We start from the raw sequence: 26115 nt of genomic DNA on the forward strand, positions 1-26115 counted from the left end.
TTTATGAGTGAAGTTAAAAGAGATATAATTAATCCAAAGGATTCACCAAATACACCATTATATATTCAGCTATATAATCATTATAGAAACCTGATTTCCTCAGGAACCCTAAAGGCTGAAAGTAAGCTTCCATCTATACGTAGATGTGCAAAAGAGCGAATGATAAGTAGGACAACAGTTGAAGCGGCTTATTTGCAGTTAGTAGCTGAAGGTTATGTTACATCTCGGCCTGGCAGTGGCTTTTATGTAAGTGAATTAAATTATAAAGATATCCAAAAGGTGAAAAAATTACAACATAATAAATCCATAATACAGAACCATCTATTATATGACTTTGCAACCTATGCAGTAGATTATAAGAGTTTTGATTTCGATTTGTGGAGTAGATACATAAAGAGTGCACTTCGTAATGAAGAAAGGCTTTTATCCTATGGAGATCCCCAAGGAGAATATGATTTAAGAGTAGCATTATCAAAATATGTAGCTGATAGAAGGGCAGTGATTTGTACTCCAGAGCAGATAGTGGTTGGAGCAGGTGTACAAAGTTTATTACAAATATTGTGTTCATTAACAGGAGTTAGATCGCCTATATCTTTTATAGGAGCTGGTTTTGAACAGGGACAGGCTGTATTTGAAGATAGAGGATTTAAAACTTTGACCTATAAGAATATTAATAGAGATTTATCTAAATTTAAGGAGGATAAAATTAAAATGATTTATACATCACCTTCTCATATAACGCCCTGGGGTGATGTAATGCCAATACAAGTTAGATTATCACTATTAGCCTTTGCACAAGGGGAAGATTGTTTAATAATTGAAGATGATTATGATAGTGAGTTCAGATATTATACTCGTCCAGTACCGTCGCTACAAGGATTAGATGGAGGAGATAAGGTAGTATATATGGGAACATTTTCACGATTATTAATGCCGTCATTAAGAATTAGTTTTATGGTACTATCTAAAGAATTAACAGAAGTATATGAAAAAAGAGGGCGAGTCTACAATCAAACGGCATCAAAAACTGAACAAATTGCTTTAGGTAAATTTATTAGTGATGGTCATCTTGGAAGACAAATTAGAAAAGCTAGAAAGTTGTATATGGCGAAAAGTCAGCGACTCTGTATAGCAATAAATAATATATTTGAAGATAAAGCAACAGCTATACCAGGTTTAGGGGGATTTTTAGTACAACTAGAAGTAAAAAGCAGTTTGTCTTCAGAAGAATTAGCAAAACGAGGTGCAGATGTAGGTGTTTTACTACGTACCTTTGAAGCAGAAGAAGAGAATAATTATCCTAGATTATTGCTATCTTGCTCGGGAGTTACTGAAGAAAATTTCGAAGACGCTTTAAGGCTATTAAAAAAAGAATTCTTCAAGAAAAAATAGCCATAATTTACATGATAATTATACTCATAATTTTTTTGAGTTTTTGTTGTATTGATAAGTAATAGATGATATAATCCGAATACACTTTTATTATTAAAGTGCATTCAGGAGGGTATATCATGAAAAATAATATAACAATAGTATGTGATAGTTCTGTAGATTTAACTGCAGAATTTATGAGAGAGAAAAATATAGAATTTCTATCACTGTTAGTTGATTTAAATGGACATGTATATAAGGATAAGGTAGATTTATCAAATAAGAAATTTTATGAAGCTATAAAGCATAAAGAAACTACAGTTAAAACTTCACAAGTTACTCCTTATGAGTTTCAAGAATTTTTTAAGAAAGAATTAGAATGTGGAAATAAGGTTATTTGTCTTACTTGTTCTGGTAAATTATCTGGAACAAATAGCTCAGCCAATATAGCAAAGATGCATTTAGAAGATGGTAGTGAAAATATTTTTGTTGTAGATACACTTGTAGCATCTGGGGGCTTTGGATATTTAGTTACTGTAGCAGCAGACATGAGAGATAAAGGATATACGGTAGATAAAATTTTAGATGAAATAAATGACTTAGTAGGAAGATTAGAAACTTTAATTGTAATGGAAACTGTAGACATGTTAAAACGGGGAGGAAGAATATCTACAGGAAAAGCTATTATAAGTCATGTCCTTGGAATTAAGCCAATTATAACAGTAATAGATGGGGCTCTTGAACCTTGTGGAAAGGCAAGAGGTAGAAATAAAGCTTTAAAGTATGCAATAGATATAATGAAAACTAGAGAGATAGATCATAAATATGATATGATTGTTTCTCATGCAAATGATTTAGAAGCTGCCAATCAAACAGTTAATTTAATAGAAGCTGAACTAGGTATAAATAAAATACTTATCAATGAAATTGGTACAGCAGTTGGTACACATTCAGGGGAAGGTGCCATAGCTATATTTTATATAAAGAATAAGTAATAAAAAAATCTCATGGGTATAAACTCATGAGATTTTTTTAGTAAATTTATACAATTATTGCCTAAAATATGAAATACTATTATATTTATCATAAATAATAATAATTTGTAAGGATTAAAAGTCTAAGAAATTTAATAATGTCATCAAAATATTAAGAATTCTATTTATAAGTAATATGACGCTTTTATATGCAAATACTTAATGGAATGATTTGGAGGGCAGGACCATTTATACTAGTTATAAATTCTCCGGGAATTAAAAAACCATTATTGTTTAAGAAGTGAAAATATGGAATAAAAGAATTAAGAAGTTTTGTATAGTAGGAATCTAAGCCTGTTTTTCTAAGCATTTCGATACTTTCAGAAGGAGTATAAGCTACCTTGGATACTTTGCCAAGTATACAACAATCACAAGAGGCATCATCATATATATAAGAATGTTTCAATGTATATGTGGAATTTATAGGTAAAATACAATTAACTCCTAAGCAGTTAATTATTATATCAAAGGTAGCTCCTTTATTTAATGCTTTCTGTATGGTCTTTAGTAATTCACATATCATTGTATAGGTTAATGGGCCGATATGTTTAGTATCAAATAGATTATCCAAGTTTGAAGTTCCATAATTATTTAATATAAATATACAGTTATCTATGCAGTTAGAAATAGTATTAACTTCTAAGCATCCTGTTAAATCTACGTAATCTCCAGAATAAATATTATTAATTAAAGGGCTTGATTTATTAATATATTTTATAATCCCCAAGGCGTTCATTTTATTTCTTAAATTATTGTAATAGCTAAAAGAAGCATATACTCTTTTTAGAGTTACATCATTTCTATCAAAATTTCTACCTTCTAAATATCTAAAAATATCACCATAATTGTAGCAGCTATTGCCTATGACAGTATTATCATCCTTATCACCTTTTGTATTTTTATAGTCATTGGAGCATTGGCTTTTATTATTATGTTGATATCTTCCTGTAACAGTGTTATCACTAATTTGCTTGATGGTTATACTTTCAAAATATCCATCGATTAGTATTGAGGATAGATTTTGAATTTCATCTTGATTTAAATATATTGGTGTAAATAAGTCAGCTGGCATTTTATATCTATCCTATTATTGATATATAGTTAATATATTATAAATTCATATTAGTGTGAATATTAGAGAGGAAAATGTATGTTAAATAAATTGCATTAGAATTATCTATAGAGCTTAGTTTAATAACAAAATTTATAAAAACATAAGGAATTTTTTTTATAAACTTTTAATATATATTAAGTAAATAAATTCATGTATTAATTAACTAATTAGTTAGCTAATATATTAGGGGGAATTATGAAAAAGGAAGTTATTAACAATAAAGGTAGTGTTTACGAGTTAGATGGTAGGCCATCATTGACAGAAGCAATTCCACTTGGAATTCAACATGTACTAGCTATGTTTGCGGGGAATATAACTCCAATTATTATAATAGCTGGAGTGGTAAATTTACCTATAGAAGATAAAACATTTTTAATTCAGTGTGCTATGTTTGTGGCAGGAGTAGTAACTTTAGTTCAGCTTTATCCAATATGGAAGGTTGGAGGTAAATTACCAATAGTAATGGGAACAAGCTCTGGATTTATCTCAACTTGTGTGTCCATTGGAGGTAAATATGGATTAACTGGAATTTTAGGAGCGTCTTTAATAGGTGGGTTATTTGAAGCCATACTTGGATTATTTATTAAACCTTTAAAAAAAATATTTACTCCAGTAGTCACAGGAACAGTGGTTTTAGCAATAGGCCTTTCGTTGATACCTATCGGTGTTAAGTATTTTGCAGGTGGAGTGGGAGCAAAAGATTTTGGATCACCATCTAACTTACTATTAGGAACGATAGTTTTAGTCGTAATAATAATATTGAAAGAATTTACTAAAGGAATGACTAGCGCATCTTCAATAATAATAGGAATTATAGTAGGTTATTTAGTGGCGATTCCTATGAGAAAAGTAGATTTTTCGGTAGTTGGAAATGCACCGTGGATTACTTTACCAATGCCATTTAAATATGGTCTCTCATTTCATTGGGATGCTATTGTAGCCATGTTAATAATGTATATTGTAACAGCTGTAGAAACAGTAGGGGATATTTCAGGAATAACTATGGGGGGATTAAATAGACCAGCTACAGATAATGAGTTATCAGGTGGAGTTATGGCTGATGGATTAGGAAGTGCATTTGCGTCATTATTTGGTGTTCTTCCAAATACTTCCTTTAGTCAAAATGTTGGGCTTGTCGGAATAACAAAGGTAGTTAACAGATTTTCTATAGCCACTGGAGCTATATTCTTAATAATAGCAGGAATTTTTCCTAAGGTAGGAGCTGTAGTTGCTGTAATGCCTCAAAGTGTCCTTGGAGGAGCCGCACTTATGATGTTTGCTATGATAGTTATTAGTGGTATAAAGCTTATAACTAGTGAACCTTTAGATGGAAGAAATGGGATGATAGTTGCAATTGCCTTAGGGTTAGGTTTTGGGTTAGGATCAGTACCAGAGGCATTACAACATATGCCACAATGGGTTATTCTTGTATTTGGAGGTTCTGGAATTGTCGTTTCAGGAATTATTGCTGTTATTTTAAATTTAGTTTTGCCAAAGGATAAATCAGCTTAATGTAGAATTAAAAGTNNACTTTTAATTCTACATTAAGCACTTCTTATACATATTTCTTATATGAATGCTAATACTATTTGTACAGGAGGTGATATTATGCAATCATTCAATGAATATAAATTTGCAAATGTAACAGATGAAGAAAGAAGAATGCTAACTGATCTTGAACAAAGTATGTCAAAAGATGAAAATAGTAAAATAGTTTTAATAGCTTATGAGAATAAAAGTGCCGAGAGTTAATCTCGGCTTTATTTAGTTTAAGTAGTTAAACCTAGGTTTATATATTTAGATGGATAATATTTGTATATATGTATATATAATTTAAAAAATATATGTGAAAAAATTTTTAAATATGATATACTATGACTATGAGGCAGATTAGAAGTTTGTGCGTTAAGTGCTGGGTGAACAGGGAATTGTCACCAGACGAAAAGGAAACTTGCGGTACTTACTTCGATTCCCACTGCTACATATTAATAGGAATTCTCCTTTTTTATGTAGCTGTTATAAAAAGGAGGTTTTTTATGATTTTTTTAGAAAAAAAAGATAATATGCTGAGTTTATTAAAGGAGTCTTCAGCACATTTAAAAAAGACTTCATCACTAACTGGACTAGCATTAATTGCGGCCATTAACATTATTCTTGGATCATTGTCTATTCAATTAAGCCCTATTCTTAAGATTGGATTTTCATTTATTGCCGTAGGTATAAGTGCTTTGTTTTATGGACCTATTGCCACTGGATTTGTAGGAATAGTTACAGATGTAATTAAGTATATGATACGTCCTAATGGTCCGTTTTTCATTGGATTTACTTTCAATGAATTCCTAGGTGGTTTTATAACGGGTTTAATATTATATAAAAAGCCTGTAAGTATAAAGCGAATTTTTATTACTAGATTAGTAATAATGATTGTAATAAACCTAGTACTTACACCAATATGGTTATACATTATGTATGGAAAAGGAATATTTGTAGCTTACTCAGTACGTATAGTTAAAAGTCTTATTCTGTTACCTATAGAAACTATAGTTTTATATAGTGTATTAAAAACAGCTGAAAAGACAAGAAGAGTTCCAAGTTTTAAATAACATATAGAAATGTACCTTGATATTCTTTTAAATTCCCTTAAAAGAATATCAAGGTTTTAATTTTTTATAATTAAAGTACATATTGATTGTTAGATTTAAACAAAGAGACCCAATTAACTATTAAACAGTTAATTGAGTCTTAAATTTATATTAACCTATTTCTTCGTAAGTTTTATCATCGTTATCCTTCCAAGCATCAGTATTTTCAAGCCCTGGAATTGTTGATGACTTAAAAATAGGGTCTTTGCCAGCCTTTTTCTGACGAGAATAGTCATCAAGAGCAGCAAATGCATATTTTCCAAGGAATAGTATAGCTATTAGATTTATAACTGCCATGAAAGCCATGAATAAATCTGCTAGATTCCATACCAAGTCTATAGAAGCTTGGGAACCAATAAATACAGTAAGAACGACAAAGGATCTGAATATATTAAGTATCACTTTATTATTACTTATGAACTCAATGTTAGTTTGTCCGTAGTAATAGTTACCTACTATAGAGCTAAAAGCAAACAAGAAAGTACATATAGCTAAGAAATAAGTCCCAATAACTACTCCAATTTGCGAACTAAGTGCACTTTGAGTAAGTTCAATACCCGTTAAAGTAGTTCCTGCATAATTATCGGAAATTAACACAATGAAGGCTGTACATGTACAGATTACTATTGTATCAGTAAAAACACCTAGGGTTTGAGTAAGTCCTTGCTTTACAGGATGAGAAACTGTAGCCGTAGCTGCTGCATTAGGAGCACTACCCATACCGGCTTCATTAGAGAACAGTCCTCTTTTAATACCTTGCATTATTGTGAATCCAAGGCCACCAGCTGCAAATTGTTTTATACCAAAAGCATTTTCAAATATTAATGCAAATATACTAGGAATAGTTTTGAAGTTAATTACTATAACTATAATTGCAACTAAAATATAAGCAGTTGCAAAGATTGGAACGATAACCTCTGAAACCTTTGCAATTCTCTTAACTCCACCAAAGATTACTAAGGCAGTTAAAACTGATAAAAGTACACCTATTATCACAGGGTTAATATCAAAGGCATTTGTAAATGCTAAAGTTGTTGTATTAGATTGAGCTGCATTAAATACTAGTCCAAAACATAAAGTAGTTAAGATAGCAAAAATTGCACCAAGCCAACGCTTACCTAGCCCTCTTTCAATGTAGTAGGCAGGTCCCCCTAAAAAGTTTCCATCCTTGTCTTTTGTTTTATAAATTTGAGCAAGAGTACTTTCTACAAAGCTTGAAGCTCCTCCAATTAAGGCAATAAGCCACATCCAAAATACTGCACCAGGACCACCAGCTGCTACAGCCATGGCAACACCAGCAATATTACCAGTACCAACTCTAGAAGCTGTGCTTATACAAAAGGCTTGAAAGGATGAAACTCCATCTTTATTTTCTTGATCATTAGGCATTAAAAGTCTAAACATTTCTTTGAAAAATCTAAATTGAACAAACTTTGTTCTAAAAGAGAAGTAGATTCCTACTCCAATAAGTAAAACAATAAGTACGTAAGACCACATAAAGGTGTTAATAGTGTTAACCTTGTCAGTTAAAAAATTCATAAAATTAATTAATACATCTTTTGTAGAAATTAAAAAATCCATAACTCATCTCCTTATCTAATTTTTTTATTTAATTATAAAGGTTTATAAAAAATTACAATAATTCTTAGAATACAAGAATTATTGGAAATAAAATTTCCGAATAATTTATCGTATTATTTATATATTATATGGAATCACAAAGAAAATCAATAATATTTGTTGAATATTAAATTTAATTAAAGATAAGTGTAAAAAAGTTAAATATTAAGAAAAAACTACCAGTACATAATTTATACTGATAGTCCGTGGAATTGTATTAGGTTTTAGCTTTTCATTTTAAACTCATAGAAACATCGCTTACAAGTAACAGTAATTTTCCCTTTGCCTCTAGGTAATCTAAGCCGTTGTCCACACTTTGGACATTTAACTATTTTATAATTTTTCTTTTCGTTAAACCATCTTTTGAAGTTACTAAAAATAGGAGCACAATCACCAAAATGGAACACAGGTAGGTTGCTAGGAATTGCTTTATTAAATTTACTTAAAAATCTATTGGCATACATACAAAATTTTCTATGTTCTTGCTCACGCTTTTCAACATTTCTTGAGAAAACTCTATATAATGCATAAAATAAAATAACTCCCGCTAAAAGACGAGTAATAGAAAATAAATTTAATATAGATGATACTAGAATAAGAAATAATGAAAATAAGTCAATTCCATAGGATTCGCTGAAAAAATTCATTTGATCACCTCTTAATATATTATAACTAATTGTTATTGAAACATTAGAATATCAAAATATGTTTTTAATATATAATTTCTACATACCTCTTGTACTATATTATAGTACAAGAGGACAACTTATTTAAAGTGATTTATGAGGAAAGAATTTTAATATTTTATGAAATAGAATTTTAAAAATGTTAAATATTTATTATATAGATCTAAAAATTAGTCAATTAAAGTATGAACCTTGTTTAAAATATCATGACTACAAGAGTAAAGCTTTTAAAATAATTATTTAGAAGTTATTTATAAATGTTACTTATATCAGAATTTAATTCTTAAGAAATTATTACTTTTCATATAAAAATTAAAGTGATTATTACATCTTTCTTACAATTAGAGGAAACTTATTTTCAAAGTATTAAAGGTATTGTATGCTAACATCATCAAAGATTATGAGGTGAGGAAATGTCTAAAGTTCTAGAATTAAAAAATGTTACTAAGATTATAGGTAATCGTAAAATAGTTGACAATGTCAGTTTTGAAATAAACTCAGGAGAAATATTTGGATTTTTAGGACCAAATGGTGCAGGTAAAACTACTACTATTAAGATGATTACAGGACTTTTAAAAATTGATGAAGGAGATATTTTAATTAGTAATAATGATGTAAAGAAAAATTTTGAAAAAGCTCTTTCTCAAGTAGGAGGGATTATTGAAAATCCAGAAATGTATGGATATCTTACAGGACGTACAAATTTAGAGATATATGGCAGAATGCATGGTAATATTTCTAAAGAACGTATTAATGAAGTTATAAAATTAGTGAAACTTGAAAATCGTATTAATGATAAAGTAAAAAAATATTCTCTTGGAATGCGTCAAAGACTTGGGGTTGCTCAAGCATTATTACACAATCCTAAGCTTTTAATTTTAGATGAACCTACTAATGGATTAGACCCAATGGGAATTAAAGAGTTACGTGATACCTTAAGACATTTGGCAGAAAAAGAGGGACTAGCAGTTTTAGTGTCAAGTCACTTACTTAGTGAAATGGAGCTTATGTGTGATCGAGTTGGAATAATAGATAATGGAAAAATTATAGATATTAAAACATTAAAAGATATTAAAAAGCAAAATATCGAAAGCTTGATAACCTATGAATTAGAAGTAAGTAATTATATTTTAGCGAGAAAAATTATAGAGAATGATTATAACAAAATATCTGAAGAGATTACTGTAGACTTCAAAGAAAATAAAATAATAATTTCTTGTTCTCGTGATGAAATTGCCAATGTTAATAAAGCTTTAATTATGGAGAATATATTAGTTTACACTATTAAGCCTATTAATAACACTCTTGAAGATGAATTTATGAAGGTAACAACAGGATCTAAAATGCAAATAGTGTAATATAGTAGAAAAGGAGCAGAGTTTAATGAGTAAAGTATGTGGACTAATAAAAAATGAATTGATAAAGCAATATAAAAAAACTAGTGTTAAAGTAATAGTGATTTTAATACTATTAGCTAGTATAATGTTACCAGCAGCTTTAAAATTTTTAGATAATAGAGAAGGAGCAAAATGGTATATAGATAGTTATAATCAAGACATTCAATGGCAACAAACAGAAATAACTAATATTGATTCAAGTAAGAAAAATAAAGACATTCAGAAGAAAATTTATGAAGAAAACATTAAAAAGTCACAAATTTTAATAGAGAGTAATGTTTCTTGGGATGATTGGAGAAATGAAGTAGCTGGAGAGGCTTCTAATAAATCAAAAGAGGCAATTATTCTATCAGGAATTTCAGAAGGGTTAGTAGGTGAAGAATTATTTTTTAATATAGATGAATTTGATATAAATATGTTTAATGAATATTTAGGAATGAGTAAGGATGAACTTCAAAAGATAATAGATTCTAAAGATAAAGAAAGTAAGGAATTATATGATTCTGTCATTAAAAATGATTACTTAGTTTACTTAGGGAAGAATATTAATTCTTCTAAGGAAGAAATTAAAAATTTAAAGTCAACTATTAAAATATCAGAAGATGAAGTGAAGAAAAATCCTAATAATAAAAACTATGTTACATCTCTAGAGAATTCTAAAATTCAGCTTGATGCTTTGGAGAAAAGACTTAAGGCAACCGAATATAGATATAATAATAAAATTCCTTATGACAATAAGAATTGGAAAAACAACACTATAAGGGATATTGCCAATAAGATTGATGAAAATGGTGAGAAACTACTTAGTGAAACTGAATTTACACAATACAATAGTGCGGAAATAGCAAAAGGATATACTTATGAGGAGTACAAAAAAGACTATGAGAAGAAAACAAAATCTATAGAACAGGCTATAGCTCTTGATTGGTATAGTCTTGAAAATAATATTCCACAAGTTAAATTTGATAATGATATTAGAAATTCTCTAGATAGAACTTATTTAATGTATGTTAGTGTTGCCATTATATTATGCATAATCATTGGAGGGGGTATAGTTTCTTCAGAGTATTCTACAGGTACAGTTAGATTACTTATGATTAGACCAGTATCTAGATGGAAAATTTTATTTTCTAAATTAATATCAGTATTTATTATAGGATATGGGGTACTGTTAACTACAGTCATATTAAACAGTATATCAAGTGGAATTGTAAATGGATTTGGAGGACTTGCTACAAAAGTAATATCCTTCAGCGGAGAAACTATAGTCAAACAAAATTTTGTAATTTCCATTATACCTAAGCTTTTATTCTCAAGCATTAGTTTAATATTTATAATAGCATTAGTATTTGCTATATCAACTATTATAAAAAATACAGCTTTAGCAGTTGGTCTTACTACTGTAGCATACTTAGGTAGCTCAGTTGCTACAATGATTATGGCAAGCTTAGGTATGAGATGGGTAGGGAAAACTATATTACCATATATGAATTTATCAACTTTCATTACAAATTCTCAATATACTGAAATGTTTAAAAGCCAATATAATATAGTTTTAAATTCAACTATGGGGGCAATTCAATTGAGTGTATTTGCTACAATATTAATTATAGCTTCATTTTTAGTATTCCAAAAGAGAGATGTAATGAATTAATTTATATAATGAAATTCTAAGTAAAAATATTTCTATATTTATTTAAAAAAGTGGGGTTGACAATATTAATCTAGTTCAGTAGAATAATAATTGTAAGGGGAATGGAAAGTTAATTTTATAAAATAACTACAACTTACATTTTAAACTTATTAGATTAAAAATAAAATTTAATATATAGAGTCCGATAGGTGTACTAAGTGCTTAATAGGGAATTTGGTGAAAATCCAAAGCTATCCCAGTAACTGTAAGTGAGGACGACTTAGCAAAAGCCACTAATTTATTTTGGGAAGGCGCTAAGAAGTATGATTCACAAGCCAGGAGACCTGCCATAGGATTATGAAATTTGATACTTTCTGAGGAAGAGTTAAAAAATTTATCCAGTGATGGTTTAGGTAAAATATAGTATTTATATTTATAGGTTTAAACTATAAATTAAATTGCAAAAGCTTTCACTTATTTAAATTTAGTATATTCCAAGATAGATATCAATAATATCTATCTTTTTTTATATTGCTAGGAGAATTTACAAGGGTGTGGATTGTAGAATATATAAGCTATTTTACAGTTTTAATAAACTATGAAGCTACAAAGGAGTAGCTTTCTCCTATATAAAATATACAAATAAAGTAACTATATTTTAATTGTTACTTTAGTTATTAACTTAAAGTTTTCAACCCAAAACTTTAGTCAATATAAATGTAAATTTTCTACTTATGTCCCTCTTAGTGGTTTTGATGAAACCAACTAATTTCACACAGGGATGTAACCACTATAATTTGTAGTGGTTACATCCTATAACCCTATAATTGAATAAATATATGATTAAATATAAAAGCAATTAAGACTATATCAAAAATTTATGATATAGCCTTAATTTTTTTCTACAAAGATTGGTTTATCAAGTTATTTTTATAATATACAGTATGTGTATAAACAATCAAGTTAAAGTATCATATAATTTATAGATATGATATTATAAAATAAGAAAATACTGATGATTATGTTTATGGAGAGGGATTATATGAAATTAACATTGCTTAAGGATTTGCAGGGAAATGAAATACTTGCTAAGGACATTATTACAGGTTCGGGTAAGACTTTGTTAAAAAAGGGTATTATAATTACTGATCAAGTAAAAAATAGTATTGAACAGCAAGGGATATTTTTTCTGTATGTACAAGACGATGACTTAAAAGATATAAAAGATGATAGTGAACTTATAAATTTAAAAAAAAATATACTTCAAACCATACCTAATATGTTTAGTGATTTAATAAATTATAATAATAAATCTTTAAGTAAATCTCTAACTATGGTTGATGATTTAGTTGAATATATACAGAGTGAAAACTACATAAATCTAAATTTATATGAAGTAAAATTATATGATGATTATACATACATACACTCTGTGGATACTAGTATTATGGCAATTTTTCTAGGAGTAAATATGAATCTTTCAAAATCAAGATTGCGTGATTTAGCTATAGCATCTCTATTTCATGATATAGGAAAAACGAAAATATCTAGTAGAATCATAAATAAACCAGATAAATTAACTGAAGATGAGTTCAAGAAAATTAAGATGCATCCATTATACGGTAGAGATATACTACTTGGTAATCCTATAATAAATGAAGAGATAATAGATGGAGTAATAGAACATCATGAAAAGTACAATGGTACAGGTTATCCTTATGGATTAAAAGATAATGAAATATCACAATTTGCAAAAATCATTTCTATATGTGATGTGTTTACGGCCATAACATCAGATAGATGCTATAGAAAAAAATTTGACCCTAGAGAAGCTTATGAATTAATTTTAGCAGAGACATATACAAGTTTTGATCCTGAAATAATTAAGTTGTTTAAAGATACATTTGCAGTTTATCCATTAGGATGTCCTGTATATCTATCAAATAATTTATTTGGGTATGTGGTAAGTCAAAATAATGGGTTGCCAGATAGACCAGTAGTAAGAATTGTGAAGGATGAATATAATAATAAAATTAGTACTTATGAGATTGATTTAAAAAATATTATAAATTTAACAATCATAAGTACTATAGTGTAGTATTCGTAAAGTAAATGGTATCTAAGGAGATGATTAGCATGAATAACAATGTAGGTGAAAGCTATATGAAAAATATTAAGGTTTTAAAAAATTTATATAGAGAAATATGGTGGAGTATGCCTACATGTGTAGATATTCCATTAGAAGCTAATGGATATATCAGAAAGAAAAAGTATGAGAAAAAGTTTGAGAAATTTATTGATGAATTTATAAAAATTATTGAGATGTTTCCATTGGAAGAAGAGAATAGAGAATTATGGAAGAAAAATAGTAACTTTTATCTTGAAAATATGATAATGGGAGAAGAATTATTCAAGCTAGGAACCATAGATAAAAAAATGAAGGATCAGTTTTTTGCAACCACTAAAATATTTATAAATCAGTGCAAGGTCTTTGATAAAGAAATGAATTATGAAGATATTGGGCAAGCTATGAGAAATGTGTGGATTGTTAGTCTTCTTCAAAAGATGATGGATATAGATATTTCATTTACCATGGCTATTTTTGGATATAGTATGTTGTATCCCTATACTGATAATTATTTAGATAATTTAGATATATCAATAGAAGAAAAGAAAGAATTTAATAACAGGTTGTATAAAAGACTATGTGGTGAAGAGATAGGTGGGAGAAATTCTCATGAAAAGCAAGTGTTTAAGTTAGTTGAATATATAGAATCTGTTTTTAATAGAAATGATTATCCCAAAGTTTTTCAAGGCTTATTATTAATTCATGAAGGACAAGTAAAAAGCCTTATTCAGCAAGAAGGAATAAGTAACCCCTATGAAAGAGATATGCTAGATATATCTATTGAAAAGGGAGGAACATCTGTTATTGTGGATGGTTATCTTATAAATGGAAACTTAAACAAAGACGAGGAGATTTTTACCTATGGGTATGGATTTCTGCTTCAATTATGCGATGATTTGCAAGATGTAAAGATAGATTATGCGAATAAACACATGACTATAATGTCTCAACTAGCAGGAAAATACCATCTGGATAATATTGTTAATAAGCTTATTAATCTAACTATCCATATATTAGATGATGCAACTTGTTTTAGGGGGGAAAACATTGAAAATTTGAAAAAATTAATAAAAGATAATTGTATTTTAATGATAATTTTTGCTGTTGTTATGAATAAAAATTATTTTTCAAAGGAATATGTAAAAGAAATTTCTAAATACTTACCTTTTACCATATCATATATTGAAAATATTAAGGGGCATTTAAGAAAAAAGTTTGAAAATATTAAAAAATCTTATCATGGTATTTCATTAGAAGAAATAGTTTACTTCTTAATGCAATAAAAGATTATATTTAATTTAATTCACAAAAGCTATATAATTTTTTAGTTGATATAACTTTTAAAAAATGGTATGATTAGTACAATGTACAGGCTATAATATAATAATTTATATATTAAGGGAGTAGTTAGCAGGAAGTATTAAATGACTTCGTGGGATTAGGTCAACATCTTGGATATTTAATATTCTGGTTTAATCTTAAAATACGAGACTTATATTCTTATATCAGAATATGAGTCTCTTTTATTTTGTTAAAATACATAGGAGGAATAAAAATGATATACGCTTTATATGGAATTTTTGCTGCATTTGTAATTGGTTTTTCGATTAAGTTGTCTTATTATGTAGATGAGCTTGATAAAAAAACAAATTTATCAGGAGCTTTTATTGGAGGTGTTATGTTAGCAGCAGTAACTTCACTTCCAGAGTTATTTACAAGTATTTCGTCTACTATATTTTTGAATGAGGTACAATTAGTTTCCGGTAATATTCTTGGTAGTAATGTGTTTAACTTAACTATTTTAGGAGTGTTAGTTTTAGTAGGAGTTAAGAGATTCCAAAGCTCTGTAGTAACATCAAGCCATAGGAATACATTGAAGCTTTTAATAGTGATATATGGAATAGTATTCATAGCTAATTATATTGGAAGAGATTTTTTGTTTTTTAGTGTAAGCATATTTTCAATAGTAATTATGATATTATATATTTTTGGTGTTAAGACTATGTCAGGGGATGAATCTTCTGAAGATAGTGGAGAAAGTACTTGTAATCTTACAGTAAAGCAGATATATGTGAGATTTACACTTTTAAGTATAGGATTAATTGTGTTTAGTATAGGTATTACTATAGTAACAGATATGATTGCAAAGGAGTTAAATTTAGGGGTTACCTTGGCAGGAGCGTTGTTCCTTGGAGTTGCAACTTCTCTTCCAGAATTAACATCTTCTATATCTTTAGCTAAAAAGGGTAATTTTAATGCTATGATTGGAAACATTGTAGGAAGTAATTTATTTAATTTTTGCATACTGTTTTTAGCTGATATACTATATATAAAAGGATCTATTTATCAACCATCAAACCAAGTATACTTATTAATAATGTTTGGATTTATATGTACTGTGGTTGCTTATGGTATGTTAAAGATAAAAAAAGAACAAGCCAAAGAGATACATAAGATATCAAGTTCTTTACCGTATGTATTAGCTAGCATGGCAATAGTGGCTAGTTATGTAACATATTTAACAATGTCAATATAAATAATAGGTTTTAAAAGCAGAGCTTTTAAAACCTATTATTTTTATTACTGAAATTTTCAACAAAGCCACTTTATTAGTTGAATTAGAATGAATTGATAACATTTTATCATCCATACTTGTAATTACAATGATTATTATATAAAATGTTAATATTGGTAATTAAACTCAAGTATGAATGTGAATAACTATATTTAGTAAGAAATCTAGTATCAAGTTAAACTTTAAGGGATGGTGATTTTTATGTTAGTTGTAAATAATGTAACAAAAAAATATGGAAAATTTGTTGCTAATGATAATATAAGTTTTCAAGTGGAGGATGGGGAGATAGCAGTACTTTTAGGGCCTAATGGTGCTGGAAAATCTACTATTATTAAATGTATATGCGGACTATTAAGATTTCAAGGAAATATATCCATAGAAAGTTTTGATAATAAATCTATAGAAGCTAAAAGAATAATTGGATATATACCAGAAGTACCTGTACTATATGATATGTTAACAGTGGTAGAGCATTTAGAATTTATTGCAAGAGGTTATAATCTTACTGACTGGAGAGAATATGCTGAAAAACTGTTAAGGATATTTGAACTAGATGATAAAAAACAAAAGTTTGGGAAAGAGCTTTCTAAAGGAATGCAGCAGAAGGTAAGTATTTGTTGTGCATTACTTCCAAAACCTAAGGTTATAATTTTTGATGAACCTTTAGTAGGTCTTGATCCTCATGGAATTAAAGCATTAAAAGAATTAATAATAGAATTAAAAAATCAAGGTGTAGCAATGATAATAAGTACTCATATGATTGATAGTGTGAAGGAATTCTGGGATGTAGCACATATCATGATGAATGGAAAAATTGCTGCTACAAGGGTAAAAGAAGATGCTGAAAAATCTAATGAAGGATTAGAAGAATTATTCTTTCACATCACTGAAGGAAAGGGTGATCAGTAGTGAAGGGAATTATTTATCTATGGAGAACAACCTTAAAAAATCGAATAAAGGATTTAAAGAATCATCCTGGTAAATTAATAGCATATATAATTTTGATAGCTTTAATGGCTTTTGTTTTTATAACCTCAGCTAAAACTTCTAATAATATTGATGTAAATAGCTTAAGTCCAATAGCGGAGCTAGGAGCAATAATATATGCACTATTTATGTTTTTATTTACAACTCAAATCATCCAAGGATTATCATCAGGAGCTACATTTTTTAAAATGTCTGATGTAAACTTGCTCTTTGCTTCTCCTATATCATCTAAAAAAGTACTTATATATGGACTTATAAGACAGTTAGGTACATCTTTACTTATATCCATCTTTATACTCTTTCAAGCTGGTGTACTTAAACAGAGGTATGGAGTAAATCCTCTAGGTGTAATAGTAATATTCCTAGGATATTTTATGTTAGTTTTCATAAGTAGTATCATATCTATGGCTATTTATTCAATTACTAGCGGAGATGAAGGTAAAAAGAAAGCAGTAAAGATTTTAATTTATCTCCTAGTATTACCTTTAATAATTTCTATTCTATTTAATATAAAAGAAGGTGGAAGAGGTATAGGAGCTATAGTTAATGCAATAAATGTAAGTTATCTAGAATTTATTCCTTTTGTAGGGTGGATAAAAGGAGTAATTTATGGTATTTTGATAGGCGAAACCTCTAATGCGTTAATGTACATTATAGCAACACTTATAGGCATAGTATTAACTATAGTTATTCTTATGAAAAGTAAAAATGAATATTATGAAGACGTACTTCAAGCTACAGAAACTATGCATAAACGCGTGGAAGATGCAAAAGAAGGCAGAATAGTAGAAGTTAAAGATACTAAGAAGATAAAATTAAAAAATGTTGGAATAAATAAAGGAAGAGGAGCTTCTGTATTCTTTTTTAAGCATATGTTAGAAAATAGGAGAGCAGGAAAATTCTTTTTAGACAATACTACTTTAGTTCAAATAGTAGTTGTGGTCATATTTACATTAACAATGAAGGACATAGGAAGTATAATAGCTACCTTTGCTATGGCCACATATATTCAATTATTTATGACTTTTGCAGGGCGATGGGTTAGAGAACTAAAAATGCATTATGTATATTTAATTCCTGAAAGTCCACTTAAAAAATTGATGTATATAGTTTCTGAAAACTTAATAAAGTGTTTTATAGATGGAATTATACTATTTGTTATTGCGGGAATCATATTAGGTTCTTCACCTATAGAAATATTAGTATGCATAATAGCAAGATTGGGATTTGGAATGTTATTTATAGCAGGAGATGTATTGTCTCAAAAAATATTCAAACAGGTTACAGGGAAAGGATTATTAATGTTTTTAACAATACTTGCATTGATAATAATTGCACTACCAGGAATTATAGGTTCTGTAATTGTAGCAATTATCTTTGATATAGGAACAATTTCAATAATAATTACATTTGTATGGAATGTGTTCATATCTTTTATAATTATATGGCTATGTAAGAATATATTAAATAACATAGAGCAGAATTTAGTATAACTAAATTAAGAATAACTAGGATTATAAATTACTATTTATATATAGATTGTATAAATAAAAGAGACTAACTAAATTATAACCAAAATATAAAATCTTAATGTATGCATAAATTTATTTCATCTATAATACGTTGATTTTATAAAATATATATGATAGCATGTAAATGGAGTTGCTACATAAAATATATTATTAGTAGTAAATAAATTCTCTCTTTCTATACTGAAGGAGAGTTTATTTTGTTTCTTAGGAGGTAAAGATATGAAAAAAAATATGAAGTCAATAATAATTTCTTTAATAGTTATAATTATTGCAATTGGTGGATTTTTTATCTACAAAAATTTCAATGCAAAGCAAAGAGTTGAAGGAGATAAAACTATAGAAGTTACAGTTATAAGTAAAAAGGATAATTATGAAAAAACTTATACACATCCAACTAATGCAGAAACTCTAGGAAAAGCATTAGATGAAATGAAGATAATAGTAACTGATACATCTCAAGCTACTAGATTTATAACTGGAGTAGATGGACTAGATGCAGATGCTAGCAAGCAAGAGTGGTGGAATCTAAAAATAAATGGAGAAAATTCTCAAACTGGTATAGATGATACTACTGTAAAAGATGGTGATAAGATAGAACTTATACTTACAATAGGTTGGTAATATGTATAAAACTAAAGATTTGATAATATTGGCATTACTTGGAGCTCTAATGCTTGTGTTACAAGTTATGATGAGTGGAATACCTAATATAGAACCAGTATCCTTTTTACTAGTAATATATACTTTAGTATTAGGTAGAAGAGCATTGGTAGTTGTAGTGGTATTTAACTTTTTACTAGGTCTTGTCAGTGGAATGGGAACTTGGTGGTTTGGATACTGGATTGTTTGGCCTATGTTAGTACTAGTAGTGCTGTTATTTAAAAAAATAATTAAAGAAAATTTTTTAGGTTGGAGTATAATATCCGGTGTATTTGGAATGTTATTTGGAGCACTGTATTCAATACCATATATATTTACAGTATCTAAAACATTTGCTTTAACTTATTGGATAAATGGAATACCATATGATTTAATTCATATGGTAGGCAATTATTTTATTATGTTAATGCTTGGAAAAAGGGTATATAATTTATTGAAGAATTTAGTAGCAAAATATAATTTAGATACTAAATTTTGAAGATAGATAGGTTTTAAAATATAAAAAGAACTTTGAAATTTCAAAGTTCTTTTTATATTTTTTTAGGATTAGATTGGGGAATTAAGCTAATAAATAAAGTAATTAAAATGTATTTATGTTATATTTATCATATAATATCATTGCCTAAACATATAATTTATATAAAATATAAACTAAAAGGTTAAGGAATAAATTGTAAAAGTTAAGAGGTGGGAATATGAAGTCACTAGAAACAAAAAGATTGATTTTGAGAAGTTGGAAAATAACGGATTTGGATGATTTTTATGAGTATTCTAAAAATCCTAATGTTGGTCCTATGGCAGGATGGAAACCCCATAAGAATAAAGAAATATCTAAAGGGATACTTCAGTCATTTATAAAGAATGATGAGGTATGGGCAATTGTATATAAGAAAAATAATAGAGTAATTGGTTCCATTGGTAATCATAGAGATGTGAAAAGAAATTTATTAAAGGCAAGAATGATAGGATATGTACTTTCAGAAGAATATTGGGGAAAAGGAATTATGACTGAAGCAGTAAATAGGGTAATAAAATATTTGTTCGAAGAAATAAAATGTGAAGTAGTATCTTGTTATCATTATCACGGAAATCATAAATCTAAAAGGGTTATAGAAAAGTGTGGATTTAAGTATGATGGAACATTAAGAATGGCTAGCGAAACTTATGATGGAAGAATATATGATGATCTATGCTACTCCATAACTAAAATGGAGTATTGTGATGAATATAAAATTAAATATTTATAGGTAAAGTATAATAATTATAGATTGAATAGATTTAAAATATAGACTCTATGAATAATTAGTTCGTAGAGTCTATTAATTTTAGTTAACTATTTTTAACTTTAGGTTTATTTACTATATATATTCCAATACATACAAATACAAGTGCCAACAGATTTTTCCAATGCCAAATAGATTCTTTTAAAAATATAGCAGAAAGAAAAACACCAAACACAGGTGTTAAAAAATTGTATATAGAAATTTTACCAACATTATTATGTTTTAATAAGATAGTCCATATTGTAAAAGCCACTGAAGAAAGAAGGGAGAGATATAAAAGTAATAGCATAGCTTCAGTAGAAGGTATAGAGGTTCGTGCACCTCCAAGTGCGCCTACAGTTATAAGTAAAGCCCCCCCAAAGAGTAGTTGCCATCCTGTGACTATCATGCTATCTTCTCTTTTAGCAACTTCTTTACTTATAAGAGATCCAATTGCAAAGGAAGCAGCAGCAAGAATAATAAATCCTTCACCAGTAAAGGTAAAACCACTTCCAACTTTACCACCTAAGTTAATTATAACTATTCCCATAAATCCAACAATACATCCTAAAATCTTTTGGAAATTTAATTTATCATCTGAATATATAAAATGAGCAAGAATTACAGCCATAAAGGTTGCAGTACTGTTTAATATGGACCCCTTAACACCGGTAGTGTGAGAAAGTCCTATGTAGAAAAATAAATATTCTAAAGTAGTTTGAATAAACCCAAGTAGTACAATATGACTTAAGGCCTTCTTTTTAGGAATAGAAAATTTCTTTTGGATTATCCAAGTTAATAAAATTACTAGAAAACCTGCTAAAGCAAATCGATAGCCTGCAAATATAAGCTTACTAAAAATATCATTTTCACCTATAGAAAATAAATAGTAGCCAATCTTTATAGATGGATAGGCACTTCCCCAAAGTAAGGTACATAGTAAAGATAGTAATAAAATTACACTACTTTTTTGAAAAACATCTTTTTTACTCATAATTTTAATAATCCCCTCTGTACATTTAAAACTTAAATAATTACAAATTAACTTATGTTTATTGTGAATATAGTTTTAAATATCTAATTATCTCAATTAGAATTTTACTATTATATGCAACCAATGTAAATGAGCATTATTATTTGTTATTTTTAACAATAAAATTCATCTTATCTAAAATTTAAAAACGAAATTTCAATATAAAAGTTTAATACAAATATATAAGAGAAATACAGAAAAATGGAGAATGGAGAATTTTGAGTAATTTAATCAAGTGTATTTAAGTTTTAATAAGTTGAAAATGATTATCAATTAAGCTATTATGAAGTGGCAATAAGTATTATCAATTAAAATTATGTTTCAATTAATAATGTAGTTTTATTGTTACATCAAGTATATATAAGTGTTTAAGAATATCACATAATTTAATACATAAAGATATTTAGGATACATAATAAAGTTTTGGAGGAAATATGAAAAAGAAATATTTAATTCCTTTATTTATAATACTGTGTATGTCTTCAATATTTATAGGGGCTCAGAATATAAGTATTACAGATATAATGCAATGGAACCACGGTAAGATGAATATAATAATTTTAACTAGATTGCCGCGGCTTATTAGTATAGTGGTAGCTGGAGTAGGAATGAGCGTTGGTGGAGTTATAATGCAGCAAATTAGTAATAATAAATTTGTTTCTCCAAGTACAGCAGCTACCGTAGACTCAGCAAAACTTGGCGTACTAGTTTCTATGTTACTATTTTCATCAGCAACTTTGATGCAAAAGATGATAACAGCATTTATATTTGCCCTTTTGGGAACCTTTGTATTTATGAAAATACTTAAAACCATAAAAATGAAAAATGTTGTATTCATACCTCTAGTGGGAATAATGGTAGGAAATGTTATAGGGTCTATGACAGATTTCTTTGCTTATAAAAACAATTTAGTTCAAAGTATGGGAACTTTTCTCCAAGGAGATTTTTCTATGATTATAAAGGGAAATTATGAGCTTCTCTATTTGACTATACCATTATTAATATTAGCACTTCTGTATGCTAATAAATTTACTATTATAGGAATGGGGGAAGATATCTCATCAAATTTAGGGATTAACTATAATAAGGTTGCCAATATTGGAGTTATAATTGTTGCATTGATTTCAGCTTTAGTAGTAATAACTGTTGGTAATATACCTTTTATAGGATTAATAGTTCCCAATATAGTATCTATATTTAAAGGGGACAATCTTGGTAAGAATATTTGGGATACAGCTTTGTTTGGGGCAATATTTGTACTAGCATGTGACATTATAGGTAGACTTGTAATTCATCCCTATGAAGTACCTATAAGTCTTACTGTAGGAGTTACAGGAAGTATTATATTCCTTTACCTGATATTTAGGAGGAATAGAAATGAAGGATAATATAGATAAAAAGAAGTTATATATACTTGGAATAGTTGCATTATTTGTTATTGGCTTATTTTTGTTTGAAGGATTAAATAGTAGAAACTGGGATTACAACCTATCAAAGAGAATACCTAAGGTTATAGCTATAGTAATTACTGGAGGGTCAATAGCCTTTTCTTCTATGATATTTCAGACAGTAACAAATAATAGAATCCTAACGCCAAGCATACTTGGACTTGATTCCTTATATATGTTTGTACAAACCATATCCGTGTTTTTATTCGGAGCATCAAGTATATTTATGATAAACAGAAATGTGAATTTTATGACTTCAGTTACCATAATGTTAGTTGGAACTTTAGTTCTTTATAAAATATTATTTAAGAAAGACGGAAATAGAAATATATTCTTTTTGCTATTGGTGGGAACAGTATTGGGAACCTTGTTTAAAAGTATGACGTCTTTTATGCAAGTAATAATTGATCCAAATGAATTTGAAACATTGCAAAGTAAAATATTTGCTAGCTTTGCTAATGTTAATACAGATATATTATTAATATCAGTAATAGCCTTACTAATCATTTTTGTATTATTTTATGACGATGTAAAAAAATTAGATGTTATGCTTTTGGGAAGAGATCAAGCTATAAACTTAGGAATAGATTTTGATAGATTTTCTAAAAAAATATTGATAGTTGTAGCAGTATTAGTATCCATATCTACAGCTTTAGTTGGACAAATAACTTTTCTTGGATTATTGGTGGTTAATCTATCTTATCAGTTTCTTAATACATATAAACATAGTTATCAAATAACGGGAAGTATATTGATAAGTATAATTGCTTTAATAGCTGGACAGTTCATAGTGGAAAGAATATTAAATTTTGGAAGTACAGTAAGTATAATAATTAATTTTATTGGTGGAATTTACTTTATATATCTTTTAATGAAGGAGGGAAAATAAATGATAGAGGTTAGAGATATAGTTAAAAAGTATGGAGATAATCTGGTAGTAGACAATGTATCTTTAAACATTGAAAAAGGTAATATTACTTCTTTTATAGGACCAAATGGAGCAGGGAAGAGTACTTTGTTATCAATGATATCTCGTATTATGAAGAAAGATGAAGGCGAAGTTATTATAGATGGTAGAGAGTTAGAAAAATGGGACACTAAAGAACTAGCTAAAAAGATAGCTATACTTAAGCAGTCTAACAATATAAATGTAAGATTAACTATAAAGGAAATAGTTAACTTTGGACGTTACCCTCACTGCGAAGGTAGACTGACAAAAGAAGACACAAAGTATGTAGATGAAGCCATAGAATATATGCAACTTAAGGATATTGAAGATAGATATTTAGATGAGCTTAGCGGTGGACAAAGACAAAGAGCATATATTGCTATGATAATAGCTCAAAATACAGAGTATGTACTATTAGATGAACCGTTAAATAACTTAGATATGAAGCATTCAGTACAGATGATGAAAGTATTAAGAGGACTAGTAGATGATCTTGGAAAAACTGTAGTAATAGTTATGCACGACATAAACTTTGCATCAGTTTACTCAGATAAAATAGTTATTCTTAAAGATGGAAAGATAGTCAAAGATGATATAACTGATGCCATAATATCAAAGGATGTTTTAGAAGACGTATATGAAATAGATTTTCACATAAAAAATATAAACGGAAACAACATCTGCGTATATTTCTAAGTGAGACCCAAAATCTATGATTTGGTTGGTCGAACTTAAGTGACTATTTAAATCTATGATTTAATTATGGGAACTTACTCATTTGAGTGTAACGAAAATGAATAAGTTAAAATAGTAAGGTGACAAAGAGTATCCTTACGAGTAAAGCTAGAAAAAGAAATCTATGATTTCCATAACAATAAAGTATAATTTTTTTTAAAATTTAAAATTAAAGAAATTTATTATAAATAAATATTAAGATATAAGGGAAATATTAATTGGATATAAATGAAAGGAATAGGTGAAACAAATGAATAAGAAAAAAATTAATATAATAGTAGGAGTTGCAATAGTTGCTTTAATTGGTGTATTTGTAGCTACAAAACTTGGTAGCAAAGATAATGAAGGGGAAAAAGGTGAAACTGTAAAAATAATTCATACTGCTGGAGAAACTGAGGTACCTAAGAATCCAGAAAAAGTAGTAGTATTAGACTATGCTTCTTTAGATATTATGGATTCATTAGATATAAAAGGATTAGTAGGATTACCAAAGAAAAATCTGCCAACTTATCTTTCAGAATATAAGGAAGAAAAATATGCAGATTTAGGTGGATTAAAAGAATTTAGTCTAGAAGTAATCAATGAAATCAAACCGAATTTAATAATAATTGAAGGTAGACAAGCTGATTATTATGATGAACTTTCTGCTATAGCTCCAACAATACAATTAGGAACAGATACTACAAAGTATTTGGAGTCATTAGAGTCAAATGTAAACATAATAGGACAAATATTTGGTAAAGAAGATGCAGCAACATCTAAATTAAAAGAACTTAATAAAAGGGTTGAAAATGTAGGCCAAAAAGTAAAAGAGCAAGGGTTTAATGCTTTAGCTACTATAATAACAGATAGTTCTATGAGTGTATACGGAGCCGGTTCAAGATTTTCAATTATATTTGAAAAATTCGGCTTTGTTCCAACAGATGATAACATAGAAGTATCAAAGCATGGACAAAATATAACTTATGAGTACTTGTTAGCTAAAAATCCAAACTATCTTTTTATAGTTGATAAGTCAGCAGGAACAAGTGGATCAGAAGATTATTCAGCAGCTAAAGAAGTAATAGAGAATGAGTTAGTTAAAACTACAGACACATATAAAAATGGAAATATAGTTTATCTAAATGCTCAAGCTTGGTATGTGGGTGGAGCTGGGCTTCAAGCAGCAGATTTAATGATAACTGATATGGAAGTTATAACAAAATAGTAGTTAGTAAAATAAAAATAGCTATTTGACATTTTAAAAGTCAAATAGCTATTTTTATAGTATGTTTAGTTGTTGTAATACTTTTATCATATTAAAGTTAGT

General features: G+C 28.2%; 23 protein-coding genes and 2 riboswitches. Of the genes, 19 read left to right on the plus strand and 4 right to left on the minus strand.

All coding sequences use genetic code 11. The annotated features are described in order from the left end of the window. Positions 1-3 precede the first annotated feature (3 nt). Together B3630_RS13865 and B3630_RS13870 are read left to right on the plus strand one after the other, a co-directional pair. The gene (locus B3630_RS13865; protein ID WP_346899136.1) at positions 4-1392 is read left to right on the plus strand and encodes a PLP-dependent aminotransferase family protein; all 1389 of its coding nucleotides are present in this window, start codon (positions 4-6) and stop codon (positions 1390-1392) included. A gap of 119 nt (positions 1393-1511) precedes the next feature. Next, positions 1512-2366 (plus strand): DegV family protein, encoded by an 855-nt coding sequence (locus B3630_RS13870; RefSeq protein WP_346899138.1) that lies wholly within the window; start codon positions 1512-1514, stop codon positions 2364-2366. Positions 2367-2550: 184 nt separating this feature from the next. Here the strand turns inward: B3630_RS13870 and B3630_RS13875 are convergent, their stop codons facing one another. After that, a complete protein-coding gene (locus tag B3630_RS13875) occupies positions 2551-3477 on the minus strand; it encodes a hypothetical protein (RefSeq protein WP_346899140.1) in 927 nt (308 codons plus the stop codon). A gap of 237 nt (positions 3478-3714) precedes the next feature. Here B3630_RS13875 and B3630_RS13880 point away from each other — a divergent pair, with 237 nt between their 5' ends. The 3 genes from B3630_RS13880 to B3630_RS13890 all read left to right on the plus strand — a co-directional run bounded on the left by B3630_RS13880 (position 3715) and on the right by B3630_RS13890 (position 6122). Further along, the gene (locus B3630_RS13880) at positions 3715-5031 is read left to right on the plus strand and encodes a nucleobase:cation symporter-2 family protein (protein WP_346899142.1); all 1317 of its coding nucleotides are present in this window, start codon (positions 3715-3717) and stop codon (positions 5029-5031) included. Between the two features lie 96 nt (positions 5032-5127). Next, positions 5128-5271, plus strand: coding sequence for a hypothetical protein (locus tag B3630_RS13885; protein WP_346899144.1), 144 nt, complete (start codon positions 5128-5130; stop codon positions 5269-5271). Between the two features lie 132 nt (positions 5272-5403). Continuing rightward, positions 5404-5499, plus strand: a riboswitch (THF riboswitch). 56 nt (positions 5500-5555) lie between these two features. Beyond that, positions 5556-6122, plus strand: coding sequence for a folate family ECF transporter S component (locus tag B3630_RS13890; protein WP_346899146.1), 567 nt, complete (start codon positions 5556-5558; stop codon positions 6120-6122). 150 nt (positions 6123-6272) lie between these two features. Here B3630_RS13890 and B3630_RS13895 read toward each other — a convergent pair whose 3' ends face one another. Both B3630_RS13895 and B3630_RS13900 read right to left on the minus strand, forming a co-directional pair. Then, positions 6273-7700 (minus strand): alanine/glycine:cation symporter family protein, encoded by a 1428-nt coding sequence (locus tag B3630_RS13895; RefSeq protein ID WP_346899451.1) that lies wholly within the window; start codon positions 7698-7700, stop codon positions 6273-6275. A 305-nt stretch (positions 7701-8005) separates the two neighbouring features. After that, positions 8006-8428 (minus strand): hypothetical protein, encoded by a 423-nt coding sequence (locus tag B3630_RS13900; protein ID WP_346869815.1) that lies wholly within the window; start codon positions 8426-8428, stop codon positions 8006-8008. 452 nt (positions 8429-8880) lie between these two features. Here B3630_RS13900 and B3630_RS13905 point away from each other — a divergent pair, with 452 nt between their 5' ends. From B3630_RS13905 to B3630_RS13950, 10 genes are all read left to right on the plus strand, one after another. Further along, positions 8881-9825 carry an ABC transporter ATP-binding protein gene (locus tag B3630_RS13905; RefSeq protein ID WP_346899148.1) on the plus strand — a complete coding sequence of 315 codons (945 nt, stop codon included), beginning with the start codon at positions 8881-8883 and terminating at the stop codon, positions 9823-9825. Positions 9826-9850: 25 nt separating this feature from the next. After that, on the plus strand, positions 9851-11518 hold the full coding sequence (locus tag B3630_RS13910; protein WP_346899150.1) for an ABC transporter permease: 1668 nt from the start codon (positions 9851-9853) through the stop codon (positions 11516-11518). A 168-nt stretch (positions 11519-11686) separates the two neighbouring features. Beyond that, a riboswitch (cobalamin riboswitch) is annotated at positions 11687-11863 on the plus strand. A gap of 676 nt (positions 11864-12539) precedes the next feature. Continuing rightward, entirely contained in the window at positions 12540-13595 is a 1056-nt protein-coding gene (locus tag B3630_RS13915) for an HD-GYP domain-containing protein (protein ID WP_346899152.1), read from the plus strand. A 38-nt stretch (positions 13596-13633) separates the two neighbouring features. After that, a complete protein-coding gene (locus tag B3630_RS13920; RefSeq protein ID WP_346899154.1) occupies positions 13634-14908 on the plus strand; it encodes a hypothetical protein in 1275 nt (424 codons plus the stop codon). A gap of 272 nt (positions 14909-15180) precedes the next feature. Further along, positions 15181-16161 carry a cation transporter gene (locus tag B3630_RS13925; RefSeq protein WP_346899156.1) on the plus strand — a complete coding sequence of 327 codons (981 nt, stop codon included), beginning with the start codon at positions 15181-15183 and terminating at the stop codon, positions 16159-16161. A gap of 240 nt (positions 16162-16401) precedes the next feature. Next, entirely contained in the window at positions 16402-17109 is a 708-nt protein-coding gene (locus B3630_RS13930; protein WP_346899158.1) for an ABC transporter ATP-binding protein, read from the plus strand. Then, on the plus strand, positions 17109-18680 hold the full coding sequence (locus tag B3630_RS13935) for a putative ABC exporter domain-containing protein (RefSeq protein WP_346899160.1): 1572 nt from the start codon (positions 17109-17111) through the stop codon (positions 18678-18680). The genes B3630_RS13930 and B3630_RS13935 overlap by 1 nt, the downstream gene beginning before the upstream one ends. A gap of 258 nt (positions 18681-18938) precedes the next feature. Next, a complete protein-coding gene (locus B3630_RS13940) occupies positions 18939-19340 on the plus strand; it encodes a DUF4430 domain-containing protein (protein WP_346899162.1) in 402 nt (133 codons plus the stop codon). A 1-nt stretch (position 19341) separates the two neighbouring features. After that, the gene (locus B3630_RS13945; protein ID WP_346899164.1) at positions 19342-19857 is read left to right on the plus strand and encodes a hypothetical protein; all 516 of its coding nucleotides are present in this window, start codon (positions 19342-19344) and stop codon (positions 19855-19857) included. A gap of 217 nt (positions 19858-20074) precedes the next feature. Next, positions 20075-20626, plus strand: a complete 552-nt coding sequence (locus B3630_RS13950; protein WP_346899166.1) for a GNAT family protein — start codon at positions 20075-20077, stop codon at positions 20624-20626. A gap of 82 nt (positions 20627-20708) precedes the next feature. Here the strand turns inward: B3630_RS13950 and B3630_RS13955 are convergent, their stop codons facing one another. After that, positions 20709-21635 carry a DMT family transporter gene (locus tag B3630_RS13955; RefSeq protein WP_346899168.1) on the minus strand — a complete coding sequence of 309 codons (927 nt, stop codon included), beginning with the start codon at positions 21633-21635 and terminating at the stop codon, positions 20709-20711. Between the two features lie 473 nt (positions 21636-22108). Between B3630_RS13955 and B3630_RS13960 the strand changes: the two genes are divergently transcribed. The 4 genes from B3630_RS13960 (at position 22109) to B3630_RS13975 (ending at position 26013) form a co-directional block, all read left to right on the plus strand. After that, positions 22109-23062 carry an ABC transporter permease gene (locus B3630_RS13960; protein ID WP_346899170.1) on the plus strand — a complete coding sequence of 318 codons (954 nt, stop codon included), beginning with the start codon at positions 22109-22111 and terminating at the stop codon, positions 23060-23062. Further along, a complete protein-coding gene (locus B3630_RS13965; protein ID WP_346899172.1) occupies positions 23052-24011 on the plus strand; it encodes an iron chelate uptake ABC transporter family permease subunit in 960 nt (319 codons plus the stop codon). The genes B3630_RS13960 and B3630_RS13965 overlap by 11 nt, the downstream gene beginning before the upstream one ends. Continuing rightward, entirely contained in the window at positions 24012-24767 is a 756-nt protein-coding gene (locus B3630_RS13970) for an ABC transporter ATP-binding protein (protein ID WP_346899174.1), read from the plus strand. It abuts the gene before it with no gap. A gap of 289 nt (positions 24768-25056) precedes the next feature. After that, the gene (locus B3630_RS13975) at positions 25057-26013 is read left to right on the plus strand and encodes a siderophore ABC transporter substrate-binding protein (RefSeq protein WP_346899176.1); all 957 of its coding nucleotides are present in this window, start codon (positions 25057-25059) and stop codon (positions 26011-26013) included. Positions 26014-26115 lie beyond the last annotated feature (102 nt).

The sequence above is a fragment of the Clostridium sp. UBA7503 genome (assembly GCF_002477055.1).
GTDB lineage: Bacteria > Bacillota > Clostridia > Clostridiales > Clostridiaceae > Clostridium_J > Clostridium_J sulfidigenes.

Coding starts and splice junctions, on each gene's coding strand:
- B3630_RS13915 (WP_346899152.1), top strand. CDS start 12,540: ATGAAATTAACATTGCTTAAGGATTTGCAGGGAAATGAAATACTTGCT.
- B3630_RS13940 (WP_346899162.1), top strand. CDS start 18,939: ATGAAAAAAAATATGAAGTCAATAATAATTTCTTTAATAGTTATAATT.
- B3630_RS13900 (WP_346869815.1), bottom strand. CDS start 8,428: ATGAATTTTTTCAGCGAATCCTATGGAATTGACTTATTTTCATTATTT.
- B3630_RS13880 (WP_346899142.1), top strand. CDS start 3,715: ATGAAAAAGGAAGTTATTAACAATAAAGGTAGTGTTTACGAGTTAGAT.
- B3630_RS13905 (WP_346899148.1), top strand. CDS start 8,881: ATGTCTAAAGTTCTAGAATTAAAAAATGTTACTAAGATTATAGGTAAT.
- B3630_RS13895 (WP_346899451.1), bottom strand. CDS start 7,700: ATGAATTTTTTAACTGACAAGGTTAACACTATTAACACCTTTATGTGG.
- B3630_RS13950 (WP_346899166.1), top strand. CDS start 20,075: ATGAAGTCACTAGAAACAAAAAGATTGATTTTGAGAAGTTGGAAAATA.
- B3630_RS13925 (WP_346899156.1), top strand. CDS start 15,181: ATGATATACGCTTTATATGGAATTTTTGCTGCATTTGTAATTGGTTTT.
- B3630_RS13960 (WP_346899170.1), top strand. CDS start 22,109: ATGAAAAAGAAATATTTAATTCCTTTATTTATAATACTGTGTATGTCT.
- B3630_RS13965 (WP_346899172.1), top strand. CDS start 23,052: ATGAAGGATAATATAGATAAAAAGAAGTTATATATACTTGGAATAGTT.
- B3630_RS13970 (WP_346899174.1), top strand. CDS start 24,012: ATGATAGAGGTTAGAGATATAGTTAAAAAGTATGGAGATAATCTGGTA.
- B3630_RS13955 (WP_346899168.1), bottom strand. CDS start 21,635: ATGAGTAAAAAAGATGTTTTTCAAAAAAGTAGTGTAATTTTATTACTA.
- B3630_RS13930 (WP_346899158.1), top strand. CDS start 16,402: ATGTTAGTTGTAAATAATGTAACAAAAAAATATGGAAAATTTGTTGCT.
- B3630_RS13890 (WP_346899146.1), top strand. CDS start 5,556: ATGATTTTTTTAGAAAAAAAAGATAATATGCTGAGTTTATTAAAGGAG.
- B3630_RS13870 (WP_346899138.1), top strand. CDS start 1,512: ATGAAAAATAATATAACAATAGTATGTGATAGTTCTGTAGATTTAACT.
- B3630_RS13885 (WP_346899144.1), top strand. CDS start 5,128: ATGCAATCATTCAATGAATATAAATTTGCAAATGTAACAGATGAAGAA.
- B3630_RS13945 (WP_346899164.1), top strand. CDS start 19,342: ATGTATAAAACTAAAGATTTGATAATATTGGCATTACTTGGAGCTCTA.
- B3630_RS13910 (WP_346899150.1), top strand. CDS start 9,851: ATGAGTAAAGTATGTGGACTAATAAAAAATGAATTGATAAAGCAATAT.
- B3630_RS13920 (WP_346899154.1), top strand. CDS start 13,634: ATGAATAACAATGTAGGTGAAAGCTATATGAAAAATATTAAGGTTTTA.
- B3630_RS13865 (WP_346899136.1), top strand. CDS start 4: ATGAGTGAAGTTAAAAGAGATATAATTAATCCAAAGGATTCACCAAAT.
- B3630_RS13875 (WP_346899140.1), bottom strand. CDS start 3,477: ATGCCAGCTGACTTATTTACACCAATATATTTAAATCAAGATGAAATT.
- B3630_RS13975 (WP_346899176.1), top strand. CDS start 25,057: ATGAATAAGAAAAAAATTAATATAATAGTAGGAGTTGCAATAGTTGCT.